Genomic DNA, 21,647 nt, shown 5'->3' with positions numbered 1-21,647 from the left:
TTCGATCATTCTCCGGAGGTCGCCGGCGTGGGGCCCGGCGAGTTCGTAGGTGACCGTGGCCGGGGACGCCGGGCCCGGTTCGTCCGGTGTCGGCCCGGGCACTCAGTTCAGCATCAGCTCGCGGTACCGGTCGAAGGTCAACGGTTCGGTCTCGCCTCGTAGATCGCTGTGCAGGCCGGCCGTGTCGTCACCCGTGCGCGATCAGGGAAAGAGCTGGATGGGATTGACGATGTCGGCAGCGAGGGTGAGCAGCATGTAGGCGCCACCGACGACGACCGCGACATAGGTGAGCGGGAGCAGTTTCAGGTAGTCCACCGGGGCGCCGGGGGCCAGTCCCTTCCAACCGCGGATGGTGTTGCGGATCTTCTCGTAGAGCACCACCGCGATATGGCCACCGTCCAGCGGCAGCAGCGGCAGGATATTGAATGCGCCCAGGAAGAAGTTCAAGCTGGCCAGAATGAGGATGAAGGCGTTCCAGTAACCGCGCTCGGCGGTTTCGCCACCGATCTTGCTGGCGCCGTACACACTGACCGGGGTCTCCCGGTCGCGCTCGCCGCCGGTGACCGCCTCCCACAGCGAGGCCACCTTGGCCGGCATCTGCGCCAGCGACTGGAAGGTGCGGATGAACATCTCCCCGGTGAAAGCGGCCGACGCGGGAATCGCGCCGAGGACGCTGTACTGGACCGGTTCGTAGAACTCCTGGCCGACACCGACGACGCTCACCTCGCGGCCGGGGCCGCCGTCCCGTGGGTAGCGCATGGCCTGTTCCGGGACGACCTCGAGGGTCAGCGTCTGCCCGTCGCGGTCGACGGTGTAGGTGAACGGTCCGTTCTGCTGCTGGGTGCGGGTCTGGAACTCCTCCCAGGTGTCCACGCTCTCGCCGTTGATCGCGGTGACCACATCGCCTCGTTGGAGGCCGGCGCGCTGGGCGGGGCCGGGGCCGGTACAGGCGCCGAGGGTGCGGTCGGGGTTCTGCGGCGCCACGCAGCTCATATCGCCGATCGTGGTCTCCGGCGGCTGGTTCAGGTTCGGCAGACCCCAGCCGACCGCCAGCACGACGATCAGCAGGAAGCCGAGCAGGAAATTCATCCCGATACCGCCGGACATCACCACGAGTCGTTTCCAGGTGGCCTGCCGGTACATGGCCCGGTCGACCTCTTCGGGTTCCAGTTCGTCGAGCGCGGTCATTCCGGCGATATCGCAGAACCCGCCGAGCGGCAGCCATTTGACGCCGTATTCGGTTTCGCCGCGCCGGAAGGAGAACATCTTCGGGCCGAACCCGATGAAGTACCGGCGCACTTTCATACCGGTGGCCTGAGCGGTCCACATGTGCCCGCATTCGTGCAGCGCGATCGAAATCGTGATGCCGAGGGCGAACAGCACGAACCCCAACACGAACAGCATGTGGTCTACAGCCCTCCTGCGGTGCGCAGATCATTACTCCCGGCCCGCACAGAGACCGGAGCGGCCGCGAGCACGTGTCCACAGTAACCGCCCGCGCGCGGTGCCTCGACCATCCGAGACATCGGTTACCGCTGTACGAGGGTACGGGCACGGTCGCGTGCCCACTCGTCGGCCGCGAGTACCTCGGCGAGTTCGGTGGGTTCGGCGCGCCACCGGTCGGCGTCGCGTACCGCCTGCTCCACGGTGCGCACGATCTCCGGGAAGCGGATCCGGCCGTCCAGGAAGGCCTGTACCGCGACCTCGTTGGCGGCGTTGTACACGGCGGTGACGCAGCCGCCCGCGGTACCGGCTTCCCGGGCCAATTCCACGGCTGGGAACACGGCGTTGTCCACGGGTTCGAAGGTCCAGGTGGCGGCGGTGCCGAAATCACACGGCGTGGCGGCCCCCGGTACGCGATCCGGCCAGCCCAGCGCCAGGGCGATCGGCAGCTTCATATCGGGCGGGCTGGCCTGGGCGAGGGTGGAGCCGTCGGTGAAGGTGACCATGGAGTGCACGATCGATTGCGGGTGCACGGTGACCTCGATGCGGTCGTAGGGGATTCCGAACAGCAGATGCGTTTCGATCAGTTCCAGGCCCTTGTTGACCAGCGAGGCCGAGTTCAGGGTGTTCATCGGGCCCATGGACCAGGTCGGGTGGGTTTTCGCCTCGGCGGGGTTCACCCCGTCCAGCATCTCGGTGGTCCAGCCGCGGAACGGCCCACCGGAGGCGGTCAGAACCAGGGTGGCGACCTCGTCGGCCCGCCCGCCGCGCAGGCACTGGGCCAGCGCCGAATGCTCCGAATCGACCGGCACCAGCTGGCCCGGACGCGCCGCCCGGGTGACCAGCGAGCCGCCCGCCACCAGCGACTCCTTGTTCGCCAGCGCCAGCGTCGCGCCGCTTTCCAGCGCGGCCAGCGTCGGCTCCAGGCCCAGGGATCCGACCAGCGCGTTGAGTATGATGTCGGCCTCGGTGCGCCGGACCAGTTCGGTCACCGCGCCCGCCCCGGTCAACGGGACTCCCAGTTCGGCCCCGGCGACCGGGTCGGCCACGGCCACGGCGGTCGTGCCGGTGGCGGCCATCTGCGCGGCGAGCAATCCGGTGTTCCCGCCACCCGCGGCCAGCCCGACGACTTCGAATCTGTCCGGGTTCGCGGCGATCACCTCGAGCGCCTGGGTGCCGATGGAACCGGTGCTGCCGAGCAGGAGGACTCTGCGGAGATCTGACACCTGCCCATTGTCACCGACCGTGCCCCTGCTGGCTACGACGGGCGGTCGTATGCCACGATATCGGGCAGTATCCGTTCTCTCGAGGAGGAGCGATCGTGGCCGCCACGGAAGTCGAACCCACCAGCGACAAAGCTGTCGTCACCAAGGTGGACCCCGCAGAGGTTCCGTCGGCGGCCTGGGGCTGGAGCGGGGAATCCCGCCGGACGTTCCAGGTGGCCGCGGTCGTGGTGATCGTCATCCTGCTGGGCATGCTCAAGGGCAATCACCACGGCAAGGTCGAGGACCTGTACCTCATCGGATTCGCCGCCGCCCTGGCGGTGCTCGTGATCCGCGATATCGTGCTGCGCCGCAAGCCCCGGTAATCAGCGCTTTCTCCGCAGGCTGCGCTGCGGCGCGAGGCACCGCGGGCTACGGCCGGGTGACGTGCCGGTGACGTGCCGGTGCCGGTCACGACTGTTGTCCATGTCTCGGCGGCCCCCGGTCGGGGCGCGACTACACTCGGCACCGACCGGCCGGACCAGTACGAAAGTAGGCAGCCGAAAGTGACCAGCACAATCGGATTGGGGATGCCGACCGCACCGGCCGCGGTGCTCGCACCGCGGCGTAAAACCCGCCAGCTGATGGTGGGCGGTGTCGGTGTGGGCAGCGACCACCCGATCTCGGTGCAGTCGATGACGACGACCAAAACGCACGATGTGAACGCGACATTGCAGCAGATCGCGGAACTCACCGCGTCGGGCTGCGATATCGTGCGGGTGGCGTGCCCGCGGCAGGAGGATGCCGACGCACTGGCCACGATCGCGAAGAAATCGCAGATCCCGGTGATCGCCGATATCCATTTCCAGCCGCGCTACATCTTCGCCGCCATCGATGCGGGCTGCGCGGCGGTGCGGGTGAACCCCGGCAACATCAAGGAGTTCGACGGGCGGGTCGCGGAGGTCGCCAAGGCGGCCGGTGCCGCCGGTATCCCGATCCGGATCGGGGTGAACGCCGGTTCCCTCGACAAGCGGATGATGGCCAAATACGGCAAGGCCACCCCGGAAGCGCTGGTGGAGTCGGCGCTGTGGGAGGCGAGCCTGTTCGAGGAGCACGGGTTCGGCGATATCAAGATCTCGGTCAAGCACAACGACCCCGTCGTGATGGTCGAGGCCTACCGGCAGCTGGCCGCGCAGTGCGACTACCCGCTGCACCTCGGCGTCACCGAGGCGGGCCCGGCTTTCCAGGGCACCGTGAAGTCCGCGGTCGCGTTCGGCGCGCTGCTGAGCGAGGGTATCGGCGACACCATCCGGGTCTCGCTGTCCGCACCCCCGGCCGAGGAAGTGAAGGTCGGCGCGCAGATCCTGCAGTCGCTGAATCTGCGGCCCCGCAAACTCGAGATCGTGTCCTGTCCCTCCTGCGGTCGCGCGCAGGTTGATGTGTACACCCTGGCGGACGAGGTCACCGCAGGTCTGGACGGCCTCGAGGTGCCGCTGCGGGTCGCGGTCATGGGCTGTGTGGTGAACGGTCCGGGCGAGGCCCGGGAGGCCGATCTCGCGGCTGGGGCGGGCAGCGCCTACCGGCTCCCCCCGCCCGCCGGGCCGTGGCGCGGGGGGGCCAGCCCCCGCCGACGACCCGCCGGCCCTGGTAACCCGGTGTTCGGCGGGGGCTGCTCCCCCCGCGCAATCGCCGCCCGGGCGGGGGGAGCCGGTAGGCGCTGCCCGCCCCAGCCGCGCCGCGCGGACGCTTTCCGGATATTCGTACCGTTGCGGTGCGGTTCATGGCAGGCTGTTGTAGGTGCGGAGTCTGCTGGAGCCGACCCGGCGCGCGAAATACGTTCCCGCGCGTCAGCTCGCCAAGCGGGACCTTGCCCAGGTACTCCGGGTCCTCGACGATGACCCGGTGGCCACCTGCATGGTCGCCGCCCGGTTACAGGAATACGGTCTGGACAACCGGTGCGGCCAGGGTGAGCTGTGGAGTCATGGCGGCCCATCGGAATCACTGTGCTTCTCCGGGGTGAATCTCATTCCGCTGCGCGGCGGCCGTGAGGCGCTGCGCGCCTTCGCCGACCGGGCCATCCGGTGGCCCCGGCTGTGCTCCTCGGTGGTCGGTCGGCAGGAACTCGCGCTGCCGCTGTGGGAAATGCTCGCCGACCATTGGGGTCCGGAACGAGAGGTCCGCGGCGCACAGCCGCTGCTGGCACTCACCGATACCGCCGTATCGGCCGCCGACCCGCAGGTGCGCCAGGTCCGTCCCGAAGAACTCGACCGGTATCTCGCGGCGGCGATCGCGATGTTCATCGAGGAGGTCGGGATCGATCCCCGGGCCGGTGACGGGGGCCGCGGCTATCGGCGCCGCGTGGCCGGGCTGATCGAAGCCGGCCGGGCCTGGGCACGGTTCGAGGACGGCGAGGTCGTGTTCAAGGCGGAGGTGGGGGCGCAGTCCCGGCGTACCGGGCAGATCCAGGGCGTCTGGGTGCATCCGGAATACCGGGGGCAGGGCCTGGGCACGGCGGGTACGGCGGCGGTGGCCAACTCGGTTGTCGCTTCGGGACGTACCGCCAGCCTGTACGTCAACGACTACAACGAAGTGGCCCGGCGGGCCTATCGGGCGGTCGGGTTCCGGCAGATCGCCACATTCGCCACGGTCCTGCTCGACTGATCCGTTCGGATCCGGTGTGCCGCAGGTGATCACCGGCTCCGGTCGCCTACCATCGGCTCCGATGACGATCCGATCGGTACTCGTGATCACGGTCTCGGCGCTCGCGTTCGCCGTGACCGGTTGTGCGGCGGGCTCCTCCGGGCCGATCACCGCCGCGGACGGTTTTCTCGGTGCGTTCACCGCGCGTGATATCGAGGCGGCCGCCGATCGAACCACCCGGCCCGAAAAGGCCTTCGCCGCATTGACTTCGGCGTGGGACGAATTGGGCGCCGAAGAGCTGCACGCCGACACCGGCGCCGCCCGCATCACCGGTGACACCGCCACTGTCGACTACACCTACGAATGGCGGCTGTCCGGCGGCCGCACGTGGACCTATTCGGGGCAGTTACCGATGGTGCGCGCCGGCGGTGCCTGGACGGTGCGCTGGAGCGGCGCGGCCGTGCATCCGCGCCTCGGCGATACCCAGACCATGGCGTTGTCGATACAGCCCGCGCCGCGGGCCCGGGTCAACGAACAGTCCGGTAGCGATGTCCTGGTTCCGGGCACCGTCTCGCGGGTGACCTTCGATGCCGCCGACAGCGCCGACCCGCAGCGGGTGGCGACGGCGCTGTCCCGGGCCCTGGCCGATATCGACGAGCGGCTCACTCCGGAGCGCATCCTGGATTCCGCGCGCGCCGCCGACGGCGTGTACACAGTCATCGTGCTGAACGAGGCCGAGTTCGGCCGGGCGGGCCCCCGGTTGATCGGGCTCCCGGGCGTGCGCGTGACCCAGGAGTGGGATATGGCGCCCACCGACCGGAAATTCGCCCCCGATCTGATGACCCAGGTCCGGCAGGCTGTGATCGACGATGTCGACGGCCGGTCGGGTTGGCGGGTGGTGGCCCGCAATGCCGGCGGTGCCGAGACCGGAGTGCTACACGAGGTGGCGGCGCAACCGGCGCCGTCCTTCGCGCTGAGTGTGGACCGCCGCATCCAGAACGCGGCCCAGCGGGCGGTCGACGGGCGCCGGGAACAGGCCATGATGGTGGTGATCGAGCCCTCGACCGGCGGCATTCTCGCGGTGGCGCAGAACGCGGCCGCCGACCGGGACGGGCCGGTGGCCACCATCGGCCAGTATCCGCCCGGATCGGTGTTCAAAACGGTGACCGCGGCCGCCGCGATGAGCGAGGGTATCGCGACACCCGATACCGTCGTCTCCTGCCCCAGCGCGGTCACCATCGGCGAGCGGATGATTCCGAATTACAATGGATTCTCCGTCGGCGACGTACCCCTGACGACCGCGTACGCGCGGTCGTGCAATACCTCGTTCGCCCGATTGGCCAGTGAATTGCCGGAATCCGCTCTCACCGACAGTGCGGCGGCTTTCGGTATCGGACCGGATTACACGGTGGCGGGCCTGCCGACCTTTTCCGGATCGGTGCCCGCGGCGGACGACCGGACCCAGCGCACCGAGGACGGGATAGGCCAGGGACGGGTGGTGGTGAGTCCGTTCGGCATGGCACTCCTGGCCGCGGCCGTCGCCTCGGGTGAGGCGCCGACCCCGTACCTGATCGCGGGCCGGGAGACGGTGGTCGACGGTCCGCGGCCCGCCCTCGCACCGGAGGTGGTGCGCGGGCTGCGGGCGATGATGCGGCAGGTGGTCGTCGCGGGCACCGCGGACCGGATCGCCGATCAGGGGGAGGTGTTCGGCAAGACCGGCGAAGCGGAAGTGGAGGGAGGTTCGCATTCCTGGTTCGTCGGGTTCCGGGGCGATATCGCCTTCGCGACGCTGCTGGTCAGAGGCGGAAGTTCGGATAACTCGGTGGCGGTGACGCGGGATATGCTGGCGGCGCTGCCCCCGGGGTACTGATACCGGTCGTTACCCGTGGCCCATCACTGGCCGGCGGACCCGGTTTCCGACGCGGTCGCATAACGGTGACCGATATCGGTGATGCGGGTATCGGTGGTCACCGAATCGCTGACCCGGGCGGGCGCGACGACCGATACGGTCCGGTCGGCGACCGGTGCGGACGAAGCGGTATCGGTTCCCAGGATCTCGACGACCCCGGCACCCCCCAGGATCAATCCGGCAGTGATGAAAGCAACGGCGGAACGCTTCATTTCCGGCTCCCTCCGATTCAGAGGTTCGACAGACAGCGAGCTCGGAGTGCTGCTGGCGACCGGGCTCTGCGGAAGAGTTATCTGGTGATTTGCTGCTCAGGCCAACCTAAGCGGGGAATACCCACCGAGACAAGACGGAAAGGTGGATTAAATCGATGACGAGCAAATCGTGATCCGGGCCACGTTATCCGTGATCCACTCGTTACGTTCCATTCAGATTTTGTGCAGACTTGCCGCGAGGTGATCCTGTAGCGGCAGTCCGACCGCACCCATCTGCAGCGTGTAGTCGATGACGCCGCCGTGCATGTGAACGGTCCGGCTGAGGGCGGTCACCGATTTGGCCGTACTACTCAGACCGATCGCGGTCGACTCCAGCTCCAGGCGCAGTTCGTCGTCGCCGAGCGTGAGTTTTCCCTCGCAGATCTCGGTGATCCCGGTGGGATGGGAGAGGATGAGTTCCACCCGGTCGGGGCCGGGGCAGCGCAGATAGCCGGCCTCCACATGAAGTGGACGGTTGTCGTCGGCGTGCCGGGTGCGTTGGCGGTAGGTCAGGAACGGCCGGCCCAGATGCCCGAAGGTGATCTCCTCCAGATAACCGAAGGGTTCGATCGTCGGGTAGTCGCCCTGGCCGCGACCGCGCCAGGTGCCGAGCAAACCGGCCAGCGGGGCGATAGCGGGATGCGGGGCGGGTGTCTGCGGTTCGGCCACGGCCCACAAGCGTAGACCCTCTGCCGGTCCCCGCGGTACTCGTGTCCGGCCCGCGCGCCGGGCCTGCCGCTACTTGTTGCGGCGGCGGCCGAACGGCCAGAAAGAGCGGGTACGGCGCCGGGGCAGCGCCGCGTAGACCATGGTCATTTCGGCGAAGACTCCGGCCTCGCGTTCCCGGTCGGGGCCGAAATCGTCGCGGCCCAGGATCTGCGTGATCGATCCGGGGGCGATCGTGGCGAGAGCGTCCAGCAGTGAGGCGTTGAGCGCACCCAGCGAGATACGGGTGGTGTCGGGGTCCTCGGCACCCGGGCCGCCGTGACCCAGCAGCATATGGCCGACCGCGTGCAGCACGATGTGGTCGGCGTTGCGGCCGGAGGCCGACGCGTCGTAGACGATGATGTCGTCGTTCTTACGGGCGATCCAGAGGCCGTTGCCGTTGCACCCCAGATCGGCCAGCGCCGACCGGTGGGCCGGCTGCAGAGAGATCGGCCGCTTCCGGTGCGCGGCCACGTCGGCGAGGTAGGCGTTGAGGTCCCACGGGCTGGGCAGGGGCACCGACCCAGCCGCATCACCGAACCTGGCGTCCATGCTTGTCATCGGCGAATACGTTACCGATCGCGCGTCGACTCGTCACTTCCGCGAATTCCCGCGCACCGCTGGAAAACCGGCGACCTGGGCGGAAGACGCGGCAGGTGGTCAGATATCGACCCCCGGGCCCACCGGCCGGACATTGTGCTGTTTGTTCCACAGTGCGGTGAACGCCCAGAGCACGACGCCGACGACCAGCAGCACCCCGGCGATGGCGTACTGCTGGGGGTTGCGGTCGGTGAAAGGTGTGGCCAGATACGCACAGCACACCGCGCCGAGTACGGGCAGCGGTGTCGGGGTGCGGAAGTGCTCGTGGGTCACCCGGTCGCGCCGGAGCACGAGAACCGCGATGTTGACGATGGTGAACACCACGAGCAGCAGCAGTGCGGTGGTGCCACCGAGCTCGGGTACCTGGTCGACGAAGGCGAGCAGGCCGAAGGCCAGCAAGGTGGTGAACAGGATCGCGATGTAGGGGGTACGCCGGCGCCGGTCGACCCGGCCCAGCACCCGGGGGATCACCTTGTGCTTGGCCATGCCGTACAGCAGCCGGCTGGCCATCAGCATATTGATGAGGGCCGAATTGGCCACCGCGAACATCGTGATGAAGGCGAAGATCTGAGTGGGGAACCCGGGTGCCCCGATCTTCACCACCTGCAGCAGCGGGGTATCGCCCTCGGCGAGTTGTTCCGGTGGGACCAGCGCCACCGCCGTGATCGAGACCACCACATAGATCGCCCCGGTGATCAGCAACCCGGTGAGCAGGATCCTGGGGAAGATCCTGTTGGGCTCTTTGGTCTCCTCGGCCATGTTCACCGAGTCCTCGAAGCCGACCATGGCGTAGAAGGCCAGTGTGGTCGCCGCGATGACGCCGCCGAACGCGGTGCGGTCGCCGGTATCGAATTCGATGATCCGGCCGAAGTCGCCGTTGCCGAATCCCAGCGCCCAGAGGCCGATGCACACCACGATCAGCAGACCGGACAGTTCGACACAGGTGAGCAGGACATTTGCCTTGACGCTCTCCCCGACGCCGCGCAGGTTGATCGCGGCGACCGCCGCCATGAAGGCGAGCGCGATCACGGTGAGCAGTGGCCCCTTCCCGTCGAATTCGAAGGCTTCGGCGAAATTGGCCGCGAAGGCCTTGGCCGCGGTCGCGGCGGAGGTGATACCGGAACTCATCACCGCGAATGTCACCATGAAGGTGACGAAATGGATCCCGAACGCCTTGTGGGTGTAGAGCGCGGCGCCGGCGGCCTGCGGATATTTGGTGACCAGTTCCAGATAGCTGAGCCCGGTGACCATCGCGACCCCGAAGGCGACCAGGAACGGGATCCACACCGCCCCGCCGACCTCCCCGGCCACCCGGCCGGTGAGTGCGTAGATACCGGTACCGAGAATATCGCCGACGATGAACAGCAACAGCAGCCACGGGCCCATGACCCGTTTCAATTCCGGTTGCTGTGCCGGATCGGTCCGGTCGGTGACGTCTGCCAAGAGAACCCCTCGTCTCCGCAGTGGCCGTGCGAGCCCTGAATCGGACAGTTCCGATCTGGGTACCCACTCGGTGTGGCCCGGACTCCTCGTTCACGGGCTGTTCACAAGGTCAGGCCAGAGCTTCGGCTGCCGCGGCCGCTTCCGCGATCACGACCGCGGAATCGCGGGGACTCAGGGCCATCGCCCGCAATTGGTCGAACATGACACCGAATCGCCGGATCTCGGTATGTCCTTCGACGAGGGCGTCTCCGGAGATGCCCTCGACATAGACCAGTTCCGGATCGGTCGGGTCCGGGAAGTCGAGAATCGTGAAGGACCCGGCCATGCCCGGGTGCGCGCCCGCGTCGAAGGGCAGGATCTGCAGAATCACGTTCTTGCGTTTGGTCGCCTCACCCAGCCGGCGCAGCTGACCGCTCATAACCTCCGGGCCCCCGACCATCCGGCGGATCGCGGCCTCGTCGAGTACCACCCACAGTTCCAGCGGCTCGTCCTTGGCCAGTACCGCCGCCCGGTCCATCCGGGCGCGGGCGCGCCGCTCCAGATCCGACGCATCCAATTTCGGCATGCACGTATCGATCACAGCCATGGCGTACTGCTCGGTCTGCAATAGGCCGGGGATGAAGGAGGTCTGATAGTGCCGGGCCGACAACGCCACCGATTCGAAATTGATGTACGCGGCGTACACCTCCGACAGACTGGCTTCGTAGGGCCGCGACATCCCGGGCTTCTGCGCGTCCGACAGCAGCTCCAGCGCCTCCTGACGCCGTGCCTCCTCGACATCGTAGAGGTCCAGCATGGTCATCAGGGTGCGGCGCTGGGGCCGGGCCTGGGCGGTCTCGATGCGGTACAGCGTGGTCACATTGATACCGGTCCGCGCGCTGACGTCCTCCTTGCTCAGCTTCGCGTCGTCGCGCATCTCCAGCAGCAGCACCGAGAGCCGACGCAGGCCCGCCGTGAGGACGGTGCGTTTGCCTGCCATGTCATCCCTTTCCCTCGCGCCCGGCGCGGCCCGCCGACCACGATCCTCGCCCGCCGCGCCCTCTGTCGAGCAACAATAACGAGGAAAGACCGGAAGTGGGGCGAGCAGCGGCCGGAACCGGTGCTCATGGCGTGATTTCGCGGCGCAGCACCTTTCCGGTCGCGTTGCGCGGCAGTGGTGTCGCGGTGAGCGTCCAGCGTTCGGGGACCTTGAAGTACGCGAGCCGCTCGGCGACGAACGCGCGCAGTTCGCCGGCGTCGAGGGCGTCCGGATCGTCGGTCACCACCACCGCCGCGACCCGCTGTCCCAGATCGTCGTCGGGCACACCGAGGACCGCTGATTCCCGGACCGCGGGATGTTCGTCGAGGACGTTCTCGATCTCGGTGGGATACACATTCTCTCCGCCACGCAGGATCAGATCGGTACGGCGCCCGGCCATTCGGAGTCGGCCGTCGGCCAGGGTCCCGAAATCGCCCGTCCGCAACCAGCGTTCGCCGTCGATCGCCGCGGCGGTGGCCGCCTCGTCCCGCCAGTAGCCGAGCATGACGTACGGGCTGCGCACCCAGATCTCGCCCTCGACGCCCTCGGCCACCGGAGTTCCGGCGGGATCGCGGGTCTCCACGGAGACACCGAGAATCGGACGCCCGACGGTCTCCGGGTCGGCGGCGAGTTCGGCGGGTGTCGCGACCGTGGCGGCGGTACCGCTCTCGGTGAGGCCGTAACTGGTGGTGAGTGCGATTCCGGTGCCGGGCAGCCGGGCGCGTAGTCGCTGCTGGAAGGCCGGTGAGGAGGGGGCGGCGTTGAGGGACAGCGCGGTGAGTGCCGACAGGTCGTACCCGGCCGGATCGTGTTCCAGCAGCCGGGCGGCCAGGGTCGGCACGGCGCCCCAGTTGGTCACGCGCTCCCGCGCCATCAGCGACAGCACCCGGTCGGCCGCGAAAGCGCCGGTGTGCACGATCACCGCCGCACCTGTCGCGAGCCGGGGGACGACCAGATTGTGCAGGCTGGCGATATGGAACAGGGGAGAGGTGAGCAGGAACCGCTTATCGCTCGGCTCGCGGTGCGCGCGGCCGGCCAGTACCGCGCCGAGCGCGTCGGTGTAGCGGTGGTAGTCGGCGATCGCGATGAGGTTGCGGTGGGTGTGTACCACTCCTTTGGGGCGGCCGGTGGTTCCGCTGGTGTAGAGGACGACGGCCGGATCGTCCTCGTCGACCGGTATGACCGGGGCCGGCCCCCGATGGTCGGCGATCAGCCCGGGCAGGTCCGCAGTGGTGAGCACCGGCACTCCGTGGCCCGCGGCGAGGGCGGCACGGGGGTCGTCGGCGACGACGACCGCCGGTTCGGTGTGCCGGAGACCGAATTCGACCTCCGGTGCGGCCCACCACGCGTTGTACGCGACCGCGACCGCGCCCAGGCATTGCGCCGCCCAGAAGGCGATCACCCATTCGGGGCCGTTGGCGGCCAGGATGCCGATCCGGTCGCCGCGGCCGACGCCGTACCGGCCGGCCAGCGCGCGGGCCAGTGCCTGGGCGTCGGCGGCATGCTCGGTGAACGAGATACGCCGGTCGGCGGTGACCAGGTAATCGCGTTCACCCCAGGTCTGTGAGTGGTCGAGCAGTTCGCGCAGAGAGCGGTGCCGGTGGCGCCGGACGGCGAGCGGGGAGCCGAGCACCGTCTCGGTCGACAGTTCGAATGGTCCACCGGGGCCGGTGAGCTCGGCGGCCACCTGCGCGGCTCGTGGGTCGGGGGCACTGCTCATGGGTCCACATCCTTGTCGGCGACTGTCCTCAGAATCCATACCGCACCGCGCGGGCGCCACGGTGACCGGCCGTCGTGGCCGGGGGCCGCGGTTCTCCTCGCCGCGGAGAATGGTCCGCGAGCCAGGGCATCCGGATGAGTTGGCAAACGATTGGCAAACGCTGCCGGGTGTGTGGTCGTGCATCCCGTGTGCAAGGCCGGATGGCCGCCGCGGGTTTCGGCCCGGCCGGGAGCCGGCGCCGCGAAGAAGGCCCGTGACGGCGGGCCATGTGGCCGGGGGTCGTTGTGTCACAGGACCATAGGGATCGGTATGGTTCCCGGTGTGTGCCGCGACCAGATCTCGGCACGGTTGCGATGTGGTCGCATAACGCGTTGTCGCGCCTGGTCCGGGGCGTGTGCCGGGTATGGTTCGCGGCGGCGGGGATTCGGGCCGCCGACGGGAAGGATCTTGGCGGGTACGCGTTTTCGGTGGGACCGCTTACGGGTTCCACGGAAGGGATCGTTAGGCTCGCGCACGACGCTGTTCGCAACATTGCATACGGAAGTCTTGTGTTCTTGCATATGTAAGAGCATGATCCAGCTAGCCTTGTTGTGAACAACGATCCGATGTCCGGGATTACCGAATCGAGAGCCGATCATGTTGGTACAGAGTGTGATGGTGCCGGGTGAGTCCGAGGGGTGCGGATGAGCGCACCCACTCTGGGAACCCTGCCGACTGCGCCACAACTGCTGTGCGCCTTCCAAGGGCGGCGGATCCAGGAGCGTGTGCTGTTGCGCTTCGCGCACGCACTGGTCGAACTGCACAAGCGCCGCGCGCAGGTTCGAGATATGGCGCAGATTGCGGAAATCGATTGTCGTAGAACAGAACTCGTGGATGACATCAACGATTGGGTCACCCGTAGGATGCCGCAGCACCGCAACGGCGCCTCACTGCACACCGAAAGCCTCGGCGCGGTGATCGACCGGATGGCGTTCAGTTGGGTGGCCGCGAATCAGGCGATCGAGGCGGATGGGGTGCGTAGCGACCGGACGCACCGGCACTGGTACCACCTCGCCGAACTGGTCGACGGTTACACCGATTTGATCGCCGAGGTAGCGGGCGGGCGCCGGCGGCTGCCGGTGCAATAGGGGTTCGGCTCACCGCCGCGTTCAGTCCGCTGGACGTCGTCGAACCTCCGAGTTGGGCACGCGAAAGACCGCAGATTGTCGAATGGCCTAGACCTGATGGAACCGTACGGCGAATGCCCGGTTAACGCATCGGTACAGGCCAATTGGAGGTAGTTTCTGCCATGAGGCAGACCGAAGGGGTCGTAGGCGCTGTGACGGCGCGCGAAGACCTCGACACACAGGCAGCCGCGGTGCCGGGAATCACCGCCCTGTCGAAGGTATACCGGGTCCGGGCCGAACTGGACACGATGCTCGGCGAGCTACGCCCCGGCGACCGGGTGCCCGCCGAACGGGAACTGGCCGGACGTTTCGGAGTCGCCCGGGAAACCGTTCGTCACGCCCTGCGCGATCTCGCGGTGGAGGGCCGCATCCGCAGACAGGGCCGTGGGACCGTGCTCGCCCGCCCGAAGGTGGTGCGGCCGCTGGCGCCCGAACCCACCGTCGAGGACGGTTCCGGGGTGGTGCGCAGTCTGCTCTCCTGGGAGGACACCGAGGCCGACGCCGAGATCGCCCGGGACCTGGAACTTCCGCTGCACACCCCGATCATGACGCTGGAACGCCTGCTGCACGCCGACGGCGAACCGATTGCGCTGGAACGTATCGATCTCTCGCTGGACCGTTTCGGCTGGCTGCGCGCGGGTTTCGATCCGCTCGGCTCGCTGTCGGCGACGATCGGCAGTTCCGGTGTCGAATACGGCGGCGCCACCGAACGTATCGAGACCGTGCTCGCCGCGCCCCGGGAAGCCGGTCTGCTGGGCTGCCGGCCCGCGGTACCGCTGATCCGGGTGGTACGCCGCGGGATGGACACCCAGGGCCGTCCGATCGAACGGGTCGCCGCTCTCTATCGGGGCGACCGGGTCGCGTTCGAGGTCCGTACGGGCGGCCGCATCCGCTGAGCCCGAGCCCGACGCGGGGCGGGCGGCACCGTCCGGGACCGTTCCCGGCGACCGCCCGGCCTGCGCCGACTACTCTGGAGCGCATGTCCGTGCGTACCCGCCAGCCGCTGCTTCCAGGAACCCCCACTCCCATCCGTGAGGTCCCGCGTGGGATCGAACGGCCGGAGTACGTCTGGAAGAAAACGGCCGAGGAGGGGTCCGAGCCCTGGGTACAGACCCCCGAGACCATCGAGAAGATGCGGATCGCCGGGCAGATCGCCGCCCGGGCGCTGGCCGAGGCGGGTAAGGCGGTCGCCCCGGGCGTCACCACCGACGAGCTCGACCGGATCGCCCACGAATACATGTGCGATCACGGCGCCTACCCGTCGACGCTCGGGTACAAAGGCTTTCCGAAATCGTGCTGCACCTCGCTCAACGAGGTGATCTGCCACGGTATCCCCGACAGCACCGTGGTTCAGGACGGTGACATCGTCAATATCGATGTCACCGCCTATATCCACGGCGTGCACGGCGACACCAACGCCACTTTTCTCGCCGGTGAGGTCGACGAAGAGGTGAAACTGCTGGTCGAGCGCACCGAAGAGGCGACCGCGCGGGCTATCAAGGCGGTGCGTCCCGGGCGGGCGCTGAACGTGATCGGCCGGGTGATCGAGTCCTACGCGAACCGTTTCGGCTACGGCGTCGTCCGGGATTTCACCGGGCACGGGGTCGGGCCGACCTTCCACAGTGGCCTGGTGATCCTGCACTACGACCAGCCCGCCGTCGAATCGGTGATCGAACCGGGAATGACGTTCACCATCGAACCCATGATCAACCTGGGCGGTATCGACTACGAGATCTGGGACGACGGCTGGACCGTGGTCACCAAGGACCGCAAGTGGACGGCCCAGTTCGAGCACACCCTGGTGGTCACCGAGACCGGCGCCGAAATCCTCACTCTGCCGTGAGCCGGCCCGGCGGGGCGCTGCTGATCGCCGGGACGACCTCCGACGCGGGCAAGAGCGTGGTGGTCGCCGGTATCTGCCGGATGCTGCGGCGGCGTGGTGTGCGGGTGGCGCCGTTCAAGGCGCAGAACATGTCGAACAACTCCGTGGTCACCCTGGACGGCGGGGAGATCGGCCGGGCCCAGGCACTGCAGGCCCGGGCGTGCGGGCTGGAACCGAGCGTGCGGTTCAATCCGATCCTGCTGAAACCCGGCAGCGACCGGCGTTCCCAGCTGGTGGTGCGCGGCCGGGTGGTGGATACGGTAGGCGCCGCGGACTATTTCACCCATCGCACCCGGTTGCGGGAGGTCGTGGCGGCCGAACTCGCCGCGCTGCGCGCGGAGTTCGATGTGGTGATCTGTGAGGGGGCGGGCTCGCCCGCCGAGATCAACCTGCGTGCCACGGATCTGGCGAATATGGGTCTGGCCCGGGCCGCGGAGCTGCCGGTGCTCGTGGTCGGCGATATCGACCGGGGCGGGGTACTGGCGCATCTCTTCGGCACGCTCGCGGTACTGGAACCCGAAGATCAACGGCTGATCGCCGGATTCGTGATCAACAAGTTCCGTGGCGATGTGGACCTGCTACGGCCGGGCCTGGACCAGCTGACCGCGCGTACCGGGCGCCCGACGCTCGGGGTGCTGCCGTACTGCGACGAGCTGTGGATCGACGCCGAGGATTCGCTGGGGACCGTCGCCGGTGCCGCGGTGGGGCGCCCCGCCGCCCCGATCGGCAGCGAATGGCTCACCGTCGCCGCCGTGCGCTTACCGCGGATATCGAATTCGACCGATGTGGAGGCGCTGGCCTGCGAGCCCGGCGTCACGGTGCGCTGGGTGAGCGACCCGTCGGCGCTGGTGGACGCCGACCTGGTCATCCTGCCCGGGAGCAAGGCCACCGTGGATGATCTGGCCTGGCTGCGGCGTACCGGTATCGCCGAGGCGCTGCTCCGCCGGGCCGCGGTGGGCGGGCCGATCCTCGGCATCTGCGGGGGTTACCAGATGCTGGGCCGCCGGATCGTGGACACCGTGGAATCGGGCACGGGGGAGGTCGCCGGGCTGGGACTGCTCGATATGGATATCGAATTCGGCCGGCAGAAGGTGCTGCGCCGGACGACCGCGGCCGGCGCACAGGGTGCGGCAGGGGAGACGACCGCGGTCGGATACGAGATCCATCACGGCCGGGTCCGGCGTAGCGCCGAGCAGCCGTGGCTGTACGTCACCGGCTGGGCGGAGGCGGCGGACGGCGCCGGCCCGGTGACCGGGGAGCGCGTCCCGGAGGGCGGGGCGCGGGGCGCGGTCTGGGGCACCCATCTGCACGGGCTGCTGGAATCCGACGAATTCCGGCGGGGCTGGCTCACCGAGGTCGCCCGGTGTGCCGGGCGCGCCGGGTTCACGGTGGCTCCCGGCACCCGGGTGGCCGCGGTGCGGGCCGCGCAACTGGACCTGCTCGCCGATCTGGTGTCCGCGCATCTCGATATCGCCGGACTCGACCGGCTCCTCGCCGAGGGTGTCCCCGCCGGGCTGCCGAGTGTCGGATCCACCCTGGAAGCGTTGTCGGGCGCGGGCTGATCGCGGCGGCGGATCCGGCGTCACGATCTCGGCGCGGTCGACCCGGTCGACCCCATGGCGGGGGTGGGCGGTGTAGCGTCAACCGGCATGGAATCTCGGCGCATCGCGGTCGGTGACCGGGACTGGACGGTGCGGGTGGACGGGCCGGTGACCCAGCACAGCGTGCTGCTGCTCCCCGATTCCGGTGATCCCCCGGACGTCTACGACCGGGTGTGCGCACGTCTGCACAGTTCCGATCTGCGGACCATCGTGTTCGAAACGGCCGAGGGGCTCGACACCGCCGGGGTGTACGCGGCCCTCGACGAGATCGGCGTGCCCTGGGCCAATGTGGCCGGCCGGGGCACCGGCGCCAGCGTGGCATGGGAAGTCTGCGCGAGGGGTTTCGGCCGCTTCGTGAGCCTGGTGGTCGCCGATCGCGGGCATCCGGCCGTACCCGACGAGGACGGGGCGGTGCTCGACGCCGGCTGTCCGGCGGTCGAGCTGCCCACCACCGTGCTGGTGACCAAACGGCTGCCGCGTCCGGTGGCCGATAGTTCCGGCCGCCATGTGTACGGCGAGTTCCGGGTGGTCGGGATCGACGTCGACAATGTCGCCACCGAAGCCGATCAGGAGTTCGCGACCGAGATCGTGCTGCGGACCAGTATGTGGTGACTCAGGCCGGCCGCGCGGCCAGCCAGTCGAGCCAGTTGTCCAGTTCCCGGAAGGCCTCGGTCCGTGGGCCCGCGGCGGACAGGAACACATCGTGGCGGGCGCCGTCGATCGGGACGATATTGGTGCGGTCGCCCAGGCAGCCCGCCCAGCGCTGGATCTGCGCGACGTCGAGGACCGCGTCCGCGATGTCCACCGCGGGCCCGTATTCGCGGGCGAATTCGGTGAGCTTGGATCGCAGCAGCAGCGCGGGCACGCCGATATCCAGGCCGCGGTGCAGCCGCGCCTGACCCAGCCGGATCGCGCGCAACCAACCGGCCCGCACCGGGAAACCGTGCCGCGGCTTCCAGTCCAGGTCGTAGTCCCATTCTCCGGCCACGCTGTGGTGCAAGCTGTCGCCGTAGGCGCTGGATTTACCGAGCGGCAGCGCCGACTTCGCCCGGAAACGGCCCACCGTGTTGATGAGTTGCGTGCCCACGGTGCGCACATAGGCCGGGCCCTGCAGGTCGAACCACGGACTGTTCAGCACCAGTCCGCTGATACCGGCGGCCGCCGTGCCCCCGGCGCGTTGCCGCCGGTCCAGCCACAGCGAGGTCACCAGACCGCCGGTCGAATGCGCCACCACCAGCACGTTCGCCTCGGTCTCGGTGGCGATCAGCCGGAGCGAATCATCGAGTTCCCGGTCGTAGAGGGCGAGGTCGCTGATGAAGTGGGGGGTCTGGCCGGACTGTAGCGATCGGCCACATTTGCGCAGGTCCAGCGCGTAGAAACGATGCCCGCGGGCGGTGAAGTGCTCGGCGACGTGCCGCTGGAAGAAATAGTCGGTGAAGCCGTGCACGTACAGCACCGCGTCGGCGGTGGTCGCCGCATCGGCCGGGGGCAGATGCCGGACCAGGGTGGCGACGATATCCCCCTCGCCGTCGGGATCCGGCCCGAGCTCCAGGGTGCGGTATTCGTACCCGTCACCGAGGACATCCGGCTGCCAGTCGGCGGTCCGGCCGAGGGCGCCGATACCGGCCGCGGAATCGTTCGTCACGGCTTCCAATCTAGGCGACCCATGAGTAGCAATGGCAGGCCCGAAGGTGACGGAGAGGAGGAATCTACGTCACAATCGCCGCCCTGGCTGCGGATTCCGCGCGTGTCGAGGTGCACAATTGGCAATAGTGAACGACGGGTAACCTACATTCGGCCGAGCCCGGAGGGCTCACCATCGCGACCCGTACACAACTGCACAAGCGCCCGTGCCCCAGCGGGCCGCATCCCACGGATGTGCGCCCCGCGCATCAGGACAAGGAAGTCGAACACCCGTGCCGAACGCTGCCCAGACTGAAAAGACCGATGTAGTCCTCATCGGTGCCGGCATCATGAGCGCCACGCTCGGCGCGCTGCTGCGTCAGCTGCAGCCGGACTGGTCGATCTCGGTGTTCGAACGGCTGGACGCCGCCGCCGCCGAGAGCAGTGATCCGTGGAACAACGCCGGTACCGGACATTCGGCCCTGTGTGAGCTCAATTACAGCCCGCAGAAGCCGGACGGTTCGGTCGATATCGGCAAGGCCGTCGATATCAACGAGCGGTTCCAGGTCTCCCGCCAGTTCTGGGCCTACGCGGTGGAGAACGGGATCCTGAGCGATCCCTCCCGCTTCATCAACCCCATCCCGCACGTGAGCTTCGTGCACGGCGCCGCCGATGTGGAGTACCTGCGCAAGCGGTACGAGGCGCTCTCCCGGCATCCGCTGTTCGCCGGGATGGAGTACATCGACAGCTCCGACGAGTTCGCCCGCCGGCTGCCGCTGATGGCCCGCGGCCGCGATTTCTCCGACCCCGTCGCCCTCAACTGGTCCGACGGCGGCACCGATATCGATTTCGGTTCGCTCACCAAGGAGCTGCTCGCCCATATCGGTGCCAGTGGCGGGGAGATCGGCTTCGGTAACGAGGTTCGTAACCTGTCCAAGCAGAAGGACGGCAGCTGGAAGGTCACGGTGCGCAACACCCGGACCGGGCGCACTCGCACGCTGATCAGCAAGTTCGTCTTCGTCGGGGCCGGCGGCGGGGCGCTGCCGCTGCTGCAGAAGGCGGGGATCAAGGAGATCCGCGGTTTCGCGGGATTCCCGGTCTCGGGTCAGTTCCTGCGGTGTACCAATCCCGAACTGATCGCGAAGCACGGAGCCAAGGTGTACGGCAAGGCGGCCGTCGGTGCGCCGCCGATGTCGGTGCCGCATCTGGACACCCGCGTCATCAAGGGCAAGCCCGGCCTGCTGTTCGGCCCCTATGCCGGCTGGACCCCCAAGTTCCTCAAGGACGGCAGCAATGCCGACCTGTTCAAATCGATCAAGCCCGGCAACCTGGCACCGATGCTCGGCGTGGGCGTCACCGAGTTGAGTCTGGTCAAATACCTGGTCACCGAGCTGATGAAATCGCAGTCCGGCCGGGTGTACACCATGGAGGAGTTCATTCCGCGCGCCGAGGGCCGGGACTGGGAACTCATCACGGCCGGCCAGCGAGTGCAGGTGATCCGCCGTAAGGGCGTCGGCGGTGTCCTCGAACTGGGTACCGCCGTCATCGCGGCGCAGGACGGTTCCATCGCGGGCCTGCTGGGTGCCTCGCCCGGTGCCTCCACCTGTGTCACCGCCATGCTGGACGTCCTGGAACGCTGCTTCCCGGCCGAGTACGAGCAGTGGACGCCCAAGCTGAAGGAAATGGTCCCGTCGCTGGGCGTGAAACTGTCGGAGAACCAGCGCCTGTTCGGCGAGGTGTGGGACTGGACGGGTAAGGCATTGCAGCTCAACCGGTCCGATACGCGCGCCGGGGTCGCTGCCGGGGTCTGATCCGGACGACATTGCGCGCGCCGGCCCGCGGGGTGGTAACCCCGCGGGCCATGCGTGTCGTGGCCGCGCGCCGCGGTGTGCCCGGGGCATTCGCGTGCATCCGGCGCCGAGGTGTGATAGCAAGGCGCGATGATGTCAACGGTTGCACTCCGCCGGTCATGGGCGCAGGATCTCGATACCCCCACCCTGTACGAGTTGCTGAAGCTGCGGGTCGAAGTGTTCGTGGTCGAGCAGAAGTGCGCGTACCCGGAGCTGGACGGACAGGACCTGCTGCCGGAGACCCGGCATCTGTGGCTCGACGACGAGGGCGAGGTCATCGCCACCCTGCGCCTGCTCGAAGAGCACGAGGACGGCGTCAAATCCTTCCGGATCGGGCGGTTGTGTACCGCGGTCGAGGCCCGCGGGCACGGATACACCACCCGGCTGCTGCAGGCCGCCCTCGCCGAGACCGGATCGCACACCGTCCGGCTCAACGCTCAGACCTACCTGATCGATCTCTACACCAAACACGGTTTCGAGGTCGACGGCGCGGAGTTCATCGAGGACGGCGTCGCGCACGTACCGATGCGCAAGGGATAGCGATCGGGCCCTTCCGCCCGTCTCGGGCAGGGGAGGGCCGGGCCGGGCGGCGGC

General features: G+C 68.4%; 19 protein-coding genes and 1 pseudogene. 11 read left to right on the top strand and 9 right to left on the bottom strand.

Annotation, left to right across the window (positions count from 1 at the left end; translation table 11 throughout):
- Positions 1–201: 201 nt before the first annotated feature.
- On the bottom strand, positions 202–1,404 hold the full coding sequence (locus tag IG75_RS0114350; protein ID WP_030521763.1) for a M50 family metallopeptidase: 1,203 nt from the start codon (positions 1,402–1,404) through the stop codon (positions 202–204).
- Between the two features lie 125 nt (positions 1,405–1,529).
- Positions 1,530–2,669, bottom strand: a complete 1,140-nt coding sequence (gene dxr / locus IG75_RS0114345) for a 1-deoxy-D-xylulose-5-phosphate reductoisomerase (RefSeq protein WP_030521762.1) — start codon at positions 2,667–2,669, stop codon at positions 1,530–1,532.
- A gap of 95 nt (positions 2,670–2,764) precedes the next feature.
- Between dxr and IG75_RS0114340 the strand changes: the two genes are divergently transcribed.
- From IG75_RS0114340 to IG75_RS0114325, 4 genes and pseudogenes are all read left to right on the top strand, one after another.
- Positions 2,765–3,031 carry a DUF2631 domain-containing protein gene (locus tag IG75_RS0114340; RefSeq protein WP_030521761.1) on the top strand — a complete coding sequence of 89 codons (267 nt, stop codon included), beginning with the start codon at positions 2,765–2,767 and terminating at the stop codon, positions 3,029–3,031.
- A 180-nt stretch (positions 3,032–3,211) separates the two neighbouring features.
- Positions 3,212–4,219 (top strand): annotated as a pseudogene (ispG, locus tag IG75_RS0114335) (flavodoxin-dependent (E)-4-hydroxy-3-methylbut-2-enyl-diphosphate synthase); the annotation flags it as partial.
- Between the two features lie 223 nt (positions 4,220–4,442).
- Positions 4,443–5,306 carry a GNAT family N-acetyltransferase gene (locus tag IG75_RS0114330; protein ID WP_030521759.1) on the top strand — a complete coding sequence of 288 codons (864 nt, stop codon included), beginning with the start codon at positions 4,443–4,445 and terminating at the stop codon, positions 5,304–5,306.
- Between the two features lie 61 nt (positions 5,307–5,367).
- Entirely contained in the window at positions 5,368–7,155 is a 1,788-nt protein-coding gene (locus IG75_RS0114325; RefSeq protein WP_030521758.1) for a penicillin-binding transpeptidase domain-containing protein, read from the top strand.
- Between the two features lie 23 nt (positions 7,156–7,178).
- Here IG75_RS0114325 and IG75_RS0114320 read toward each other — a convergent pair whose 3' ends face one another.
- The 6 genes from IG75_RS0114320 to casG form a co-directional block, all read right to left on the bottom strand.
- Positions 7,179–7,406 carry a hypothetical protein gene (locus IG75_RS0114320; RefSeq protein ID WP_030521757.1) on the bottom strand — a complete coding sequence of 76 codons (228 nt, stop codon included), beginning with the start codon at positions 7,404–7,406 and terminating at the stop codon, positions 7,179–7,181.
- A gap of 213 nt (positions 7,407–7,619) precedes the next feature.
- On the bottom strand, positions 7,620–8,114 hold the full coding sequence (locus tag IG75_RS0114315; RefSeq protein ID WP_030521756.1) for a peroxynitrite isomerase: 495 nt from the start codon (positions 8,112–8,114) through the stop codon (positions 7,620–7,622).
- A gap of 69 nt (positions 8,115–8,183) precedes the next feature.
- Positions 8,184–8,711 (bottom strand): hypothetical protein, encoded by a 528-nt coding sequence (locus tag IG75_RS0114310; RefSeq protein WP_063834141.1) that lies wholly within the window; start codon positions 8,709–8,711, stop codon positions 8,184–8,186.
- A gap of 99 nt (positions 8,712–8,810) precedes the next feature.
- Positions 8,811–10,136 carry an APC family permease gene (locus IG75_RS0114305; protein ID WP_081876920.1) on the bottom strand — a complete coding sequence of 442 codons (1,326 nt, stop codon included), beginning with the start codon at positions 10,134–10,136 and terminating at the stop codon, positions 8,811–8,813.
- A gap of 166 nt (positions 10,137–10,302) precedes the next feature.
- Positions 10,303–11,172 (bottom strand): helix-turn-helix domain-containing protein, encoded by an 870-nt coding sequence (locus IG75_RS0114300; protein WP_030521753.1) that lies wholly within the window; start codon positions 11,170–11,172, stop codon positions 10,303–10,305.
- Between the two features lie 124 nt (positions 11,173–11,296).
- Positions 11,297–12,931, bottom strand: coding sequence for a steroid-24-oyl-CoA synthetase (casG, locus tag IG75_RS0114295; RefSeq protein WP_030521752.1), 1,635 nt, complete (start codon positions 12,929–12,931; stop codon positions 11,297–11,299).
- A 767-nt stretch (positions 12,932–13,698) separates the two neighbouring features.
- Between casG and IG75_RS0114285 the strand changes: the two genes are divergently transcribed.
- The 5 genes from IG75_RS0114285 (at position 13,699) to IG75_RS0114265 (ending at position 18,192) form a co-directional block, all read left to right on the top strand.
- On the top strand, positions 13,699–14,058 hold the full coding sequence (locus IG75_RS0114285; RefSeq protein WP_030521750.1) for a DUF4254 domain-containing protein: 360 nt from the start codon (positions 13,699–13,701) through the stop codon (positions 14,056–14,058).
- Between the two features lie 287 nt (positions 14,059–14,345).
- Positions 14,346–14,993, top strand: coding sequence for a GntR family transcriptional regulator (locus tag IG75_RS0114280; protein WP_051714630.1), 648 nt, complete (start codon positions 14,346–14,348; stop codon positions 14,991–14,993).
- Positions 14,994–15,076: 83 nt separating this feature from the next.
- Positions 15,077–15,940 carry a type I methionyl aminopeptidase gene (map, locus tag IG75_RS0114275; RefSeq protein WP_030521748.1) on the top strand — a complete coding sequence of 288 codons (864 nt, stop codon included), beginning with the start codon at positions 15,077–15,079 and terminating at the stop codon, positions 15,938–15,940.
- On the top strand, positions 15,937–17,541 hold the full coding sequence (locus IG75_RS0114270; RefSeq protein WP_030521747.1) for a cobyric acid synthase: 1,605 nt from the start codon (positions 15,937–15,939) through the stop codon (positions 17,539–17,541). The genes map and IG75_RS0114270 overlap by 4 nt, the downstream gene beginning before the upstream one ends.
- 87 nt (positions 17,542–17,628) lie before the next feature.
- A complete protein-coding gene (locus IG75_RS0114265) occupies positions 17,629–18,192 on the top strand; it encodes a hypothetical protein (protein ID WP_030521746.1) in 564 nt (187 codons plus the stop codon).
- Between the two features lies 1 nt (position 18,193).
- Here the strand turns inward: IG75_RS0114265 and IG75_RS0114260 are convergent, their stop codons facing one another.
- Positions 18,194–19,225 carry an alpha/beta hydrolase gene (locus IG75_RS0114260; protein WP_081876919.1) on the bottom strand — a complete coding sequence of 344 codons (1,032 nt, stop codon included), beginning with the start codon at positions 19,223–19,225 and terminating at the stop codon, positions 18,194–18,196.
- A gap of 328 nt (positions 19,226–19,553) precedes the next feature.
- On the opposite strand from IG75_RS0114260, the gene mqo reads away from it, so the two are divergent.
- A complete protein-coding gene (gene mqo, locus IG75_RS0114250; RefSeq protein ID WP_051714629.1) occupies positions 19,554–21,014 on the top strand; it encodes a malate dehydrogenase (quinone) in 1,461 nt (486 codons plus the stop codon).
- A gap of 129 nt (positions 21,015–21,143) precedes the next feature.
- Positions 21,144–21,593, top strand: a complete 450-nt coding sequence (locus IG75_RS0114245) for a GNAT family N-acetyltransferase (protein WP_030521743.1) — start codon at positions 21,144–21,146, stop codon at positions 21,591–21,593.
- Positions 21,594–21,647 lie beyond the last annotated feature (54 nt).

It is taken from the genome of Nocardia rhamnosiphila NBRC 108938 (assembly GCF_000720425.1).
Lineage (GTDB): Bacteria > Actinomycetota > Actinomycetes > Mycobacteriales > Mycobacteriaceae > Nocardia > Nocardia rhamnosiphila.
The sequence above is the reverse complement of the archived record's forward strand: the minus strand, read 5'-3'. Positions and strand labels throughout refer to the sequence as shown.

Coding starts and splice junctions, on each gene's coding strand:
- IG75_RS0114350 (WP_030521763.1), bottom strand. CDS start 1,404: ATGCTGTTCGTGTTGGGGTTCGTGCTGTTCGCCCTCGGCATCACGATT.
- IG75_RS0114325 (WP_030521758.1), top strand. CDS start 5,368: ATGACGATCCGATCGGTACTCGTGATCACGGTCTCGGCGCTCGCGTTC.
- IG75_RS0114320 (WP_030521757.1), bottom strand. CDS start 7,406: ATGAAGCGTTCCGCCGTTGCTTTCATCACTGCCGGATTGATCCTGGGG.
- IG75_RS0114310 (WP_063834141.1), bottom strand. CDS start 8,711: ATGACAAGCATGGACGCCAGGTTCGGTGATGCGGCTGGGTCGGTGCCC.
- IG75_RS0114305 (WP_081876920.1), bottom strand. CDS start 10,136: ATGGGCCCGTGGCTGCTGTTGCTGTTCATCGTCGGCGATATTCTCGGT.
- IG75_RS0114300 (WP_030521753.1), bottom strand. CDS start 11,172: ATGGCAGGCAAACGCACCGTCCTCACGGCGGGCCTGCGTCGGCTCTCG.
- casG (WP_030521752.1), bottom strand. CDS start 12,931: ATGAGCAGTGCCCCCGACCCACGAGCCGCGCAGGTGGCCGCCGAGCTC.
- IG75_RS0114280 (WP_051714630.1), top strand. CDS start 14,346: ATGCTCGGCGAGCTACGCCCCGGCGACCGGGTGCCCGCCGAACGGGAA.
- map (WP_030521748.1), top strand. CDS start 15,077: ATGTCCGTGCGTACCCGCCAGCCGCTGCTTCCAGGAACCCCCACTCCC.
- IG75_RS0114265 (WP_030521746.1), top strand. CDS start 17,629: ATGGAATCTCGGCGCATCGCGGTCGGTGACCGGGACTGGACGGTGCGG.
- mqo (WP_051714629.1), top strand. CDS start 19,554: ATGAGCGCCACGCTCGGCGCGCTGCTGCGTCAGCTGCAGCCGGACTGG.
- IG75_RS0114245 (WP_030521743.1), top strand. CDS start 21,144: ATGATGTCAACGGTTGCACTCCGCCGGTCATGGGCGCAGGATCTCGAT.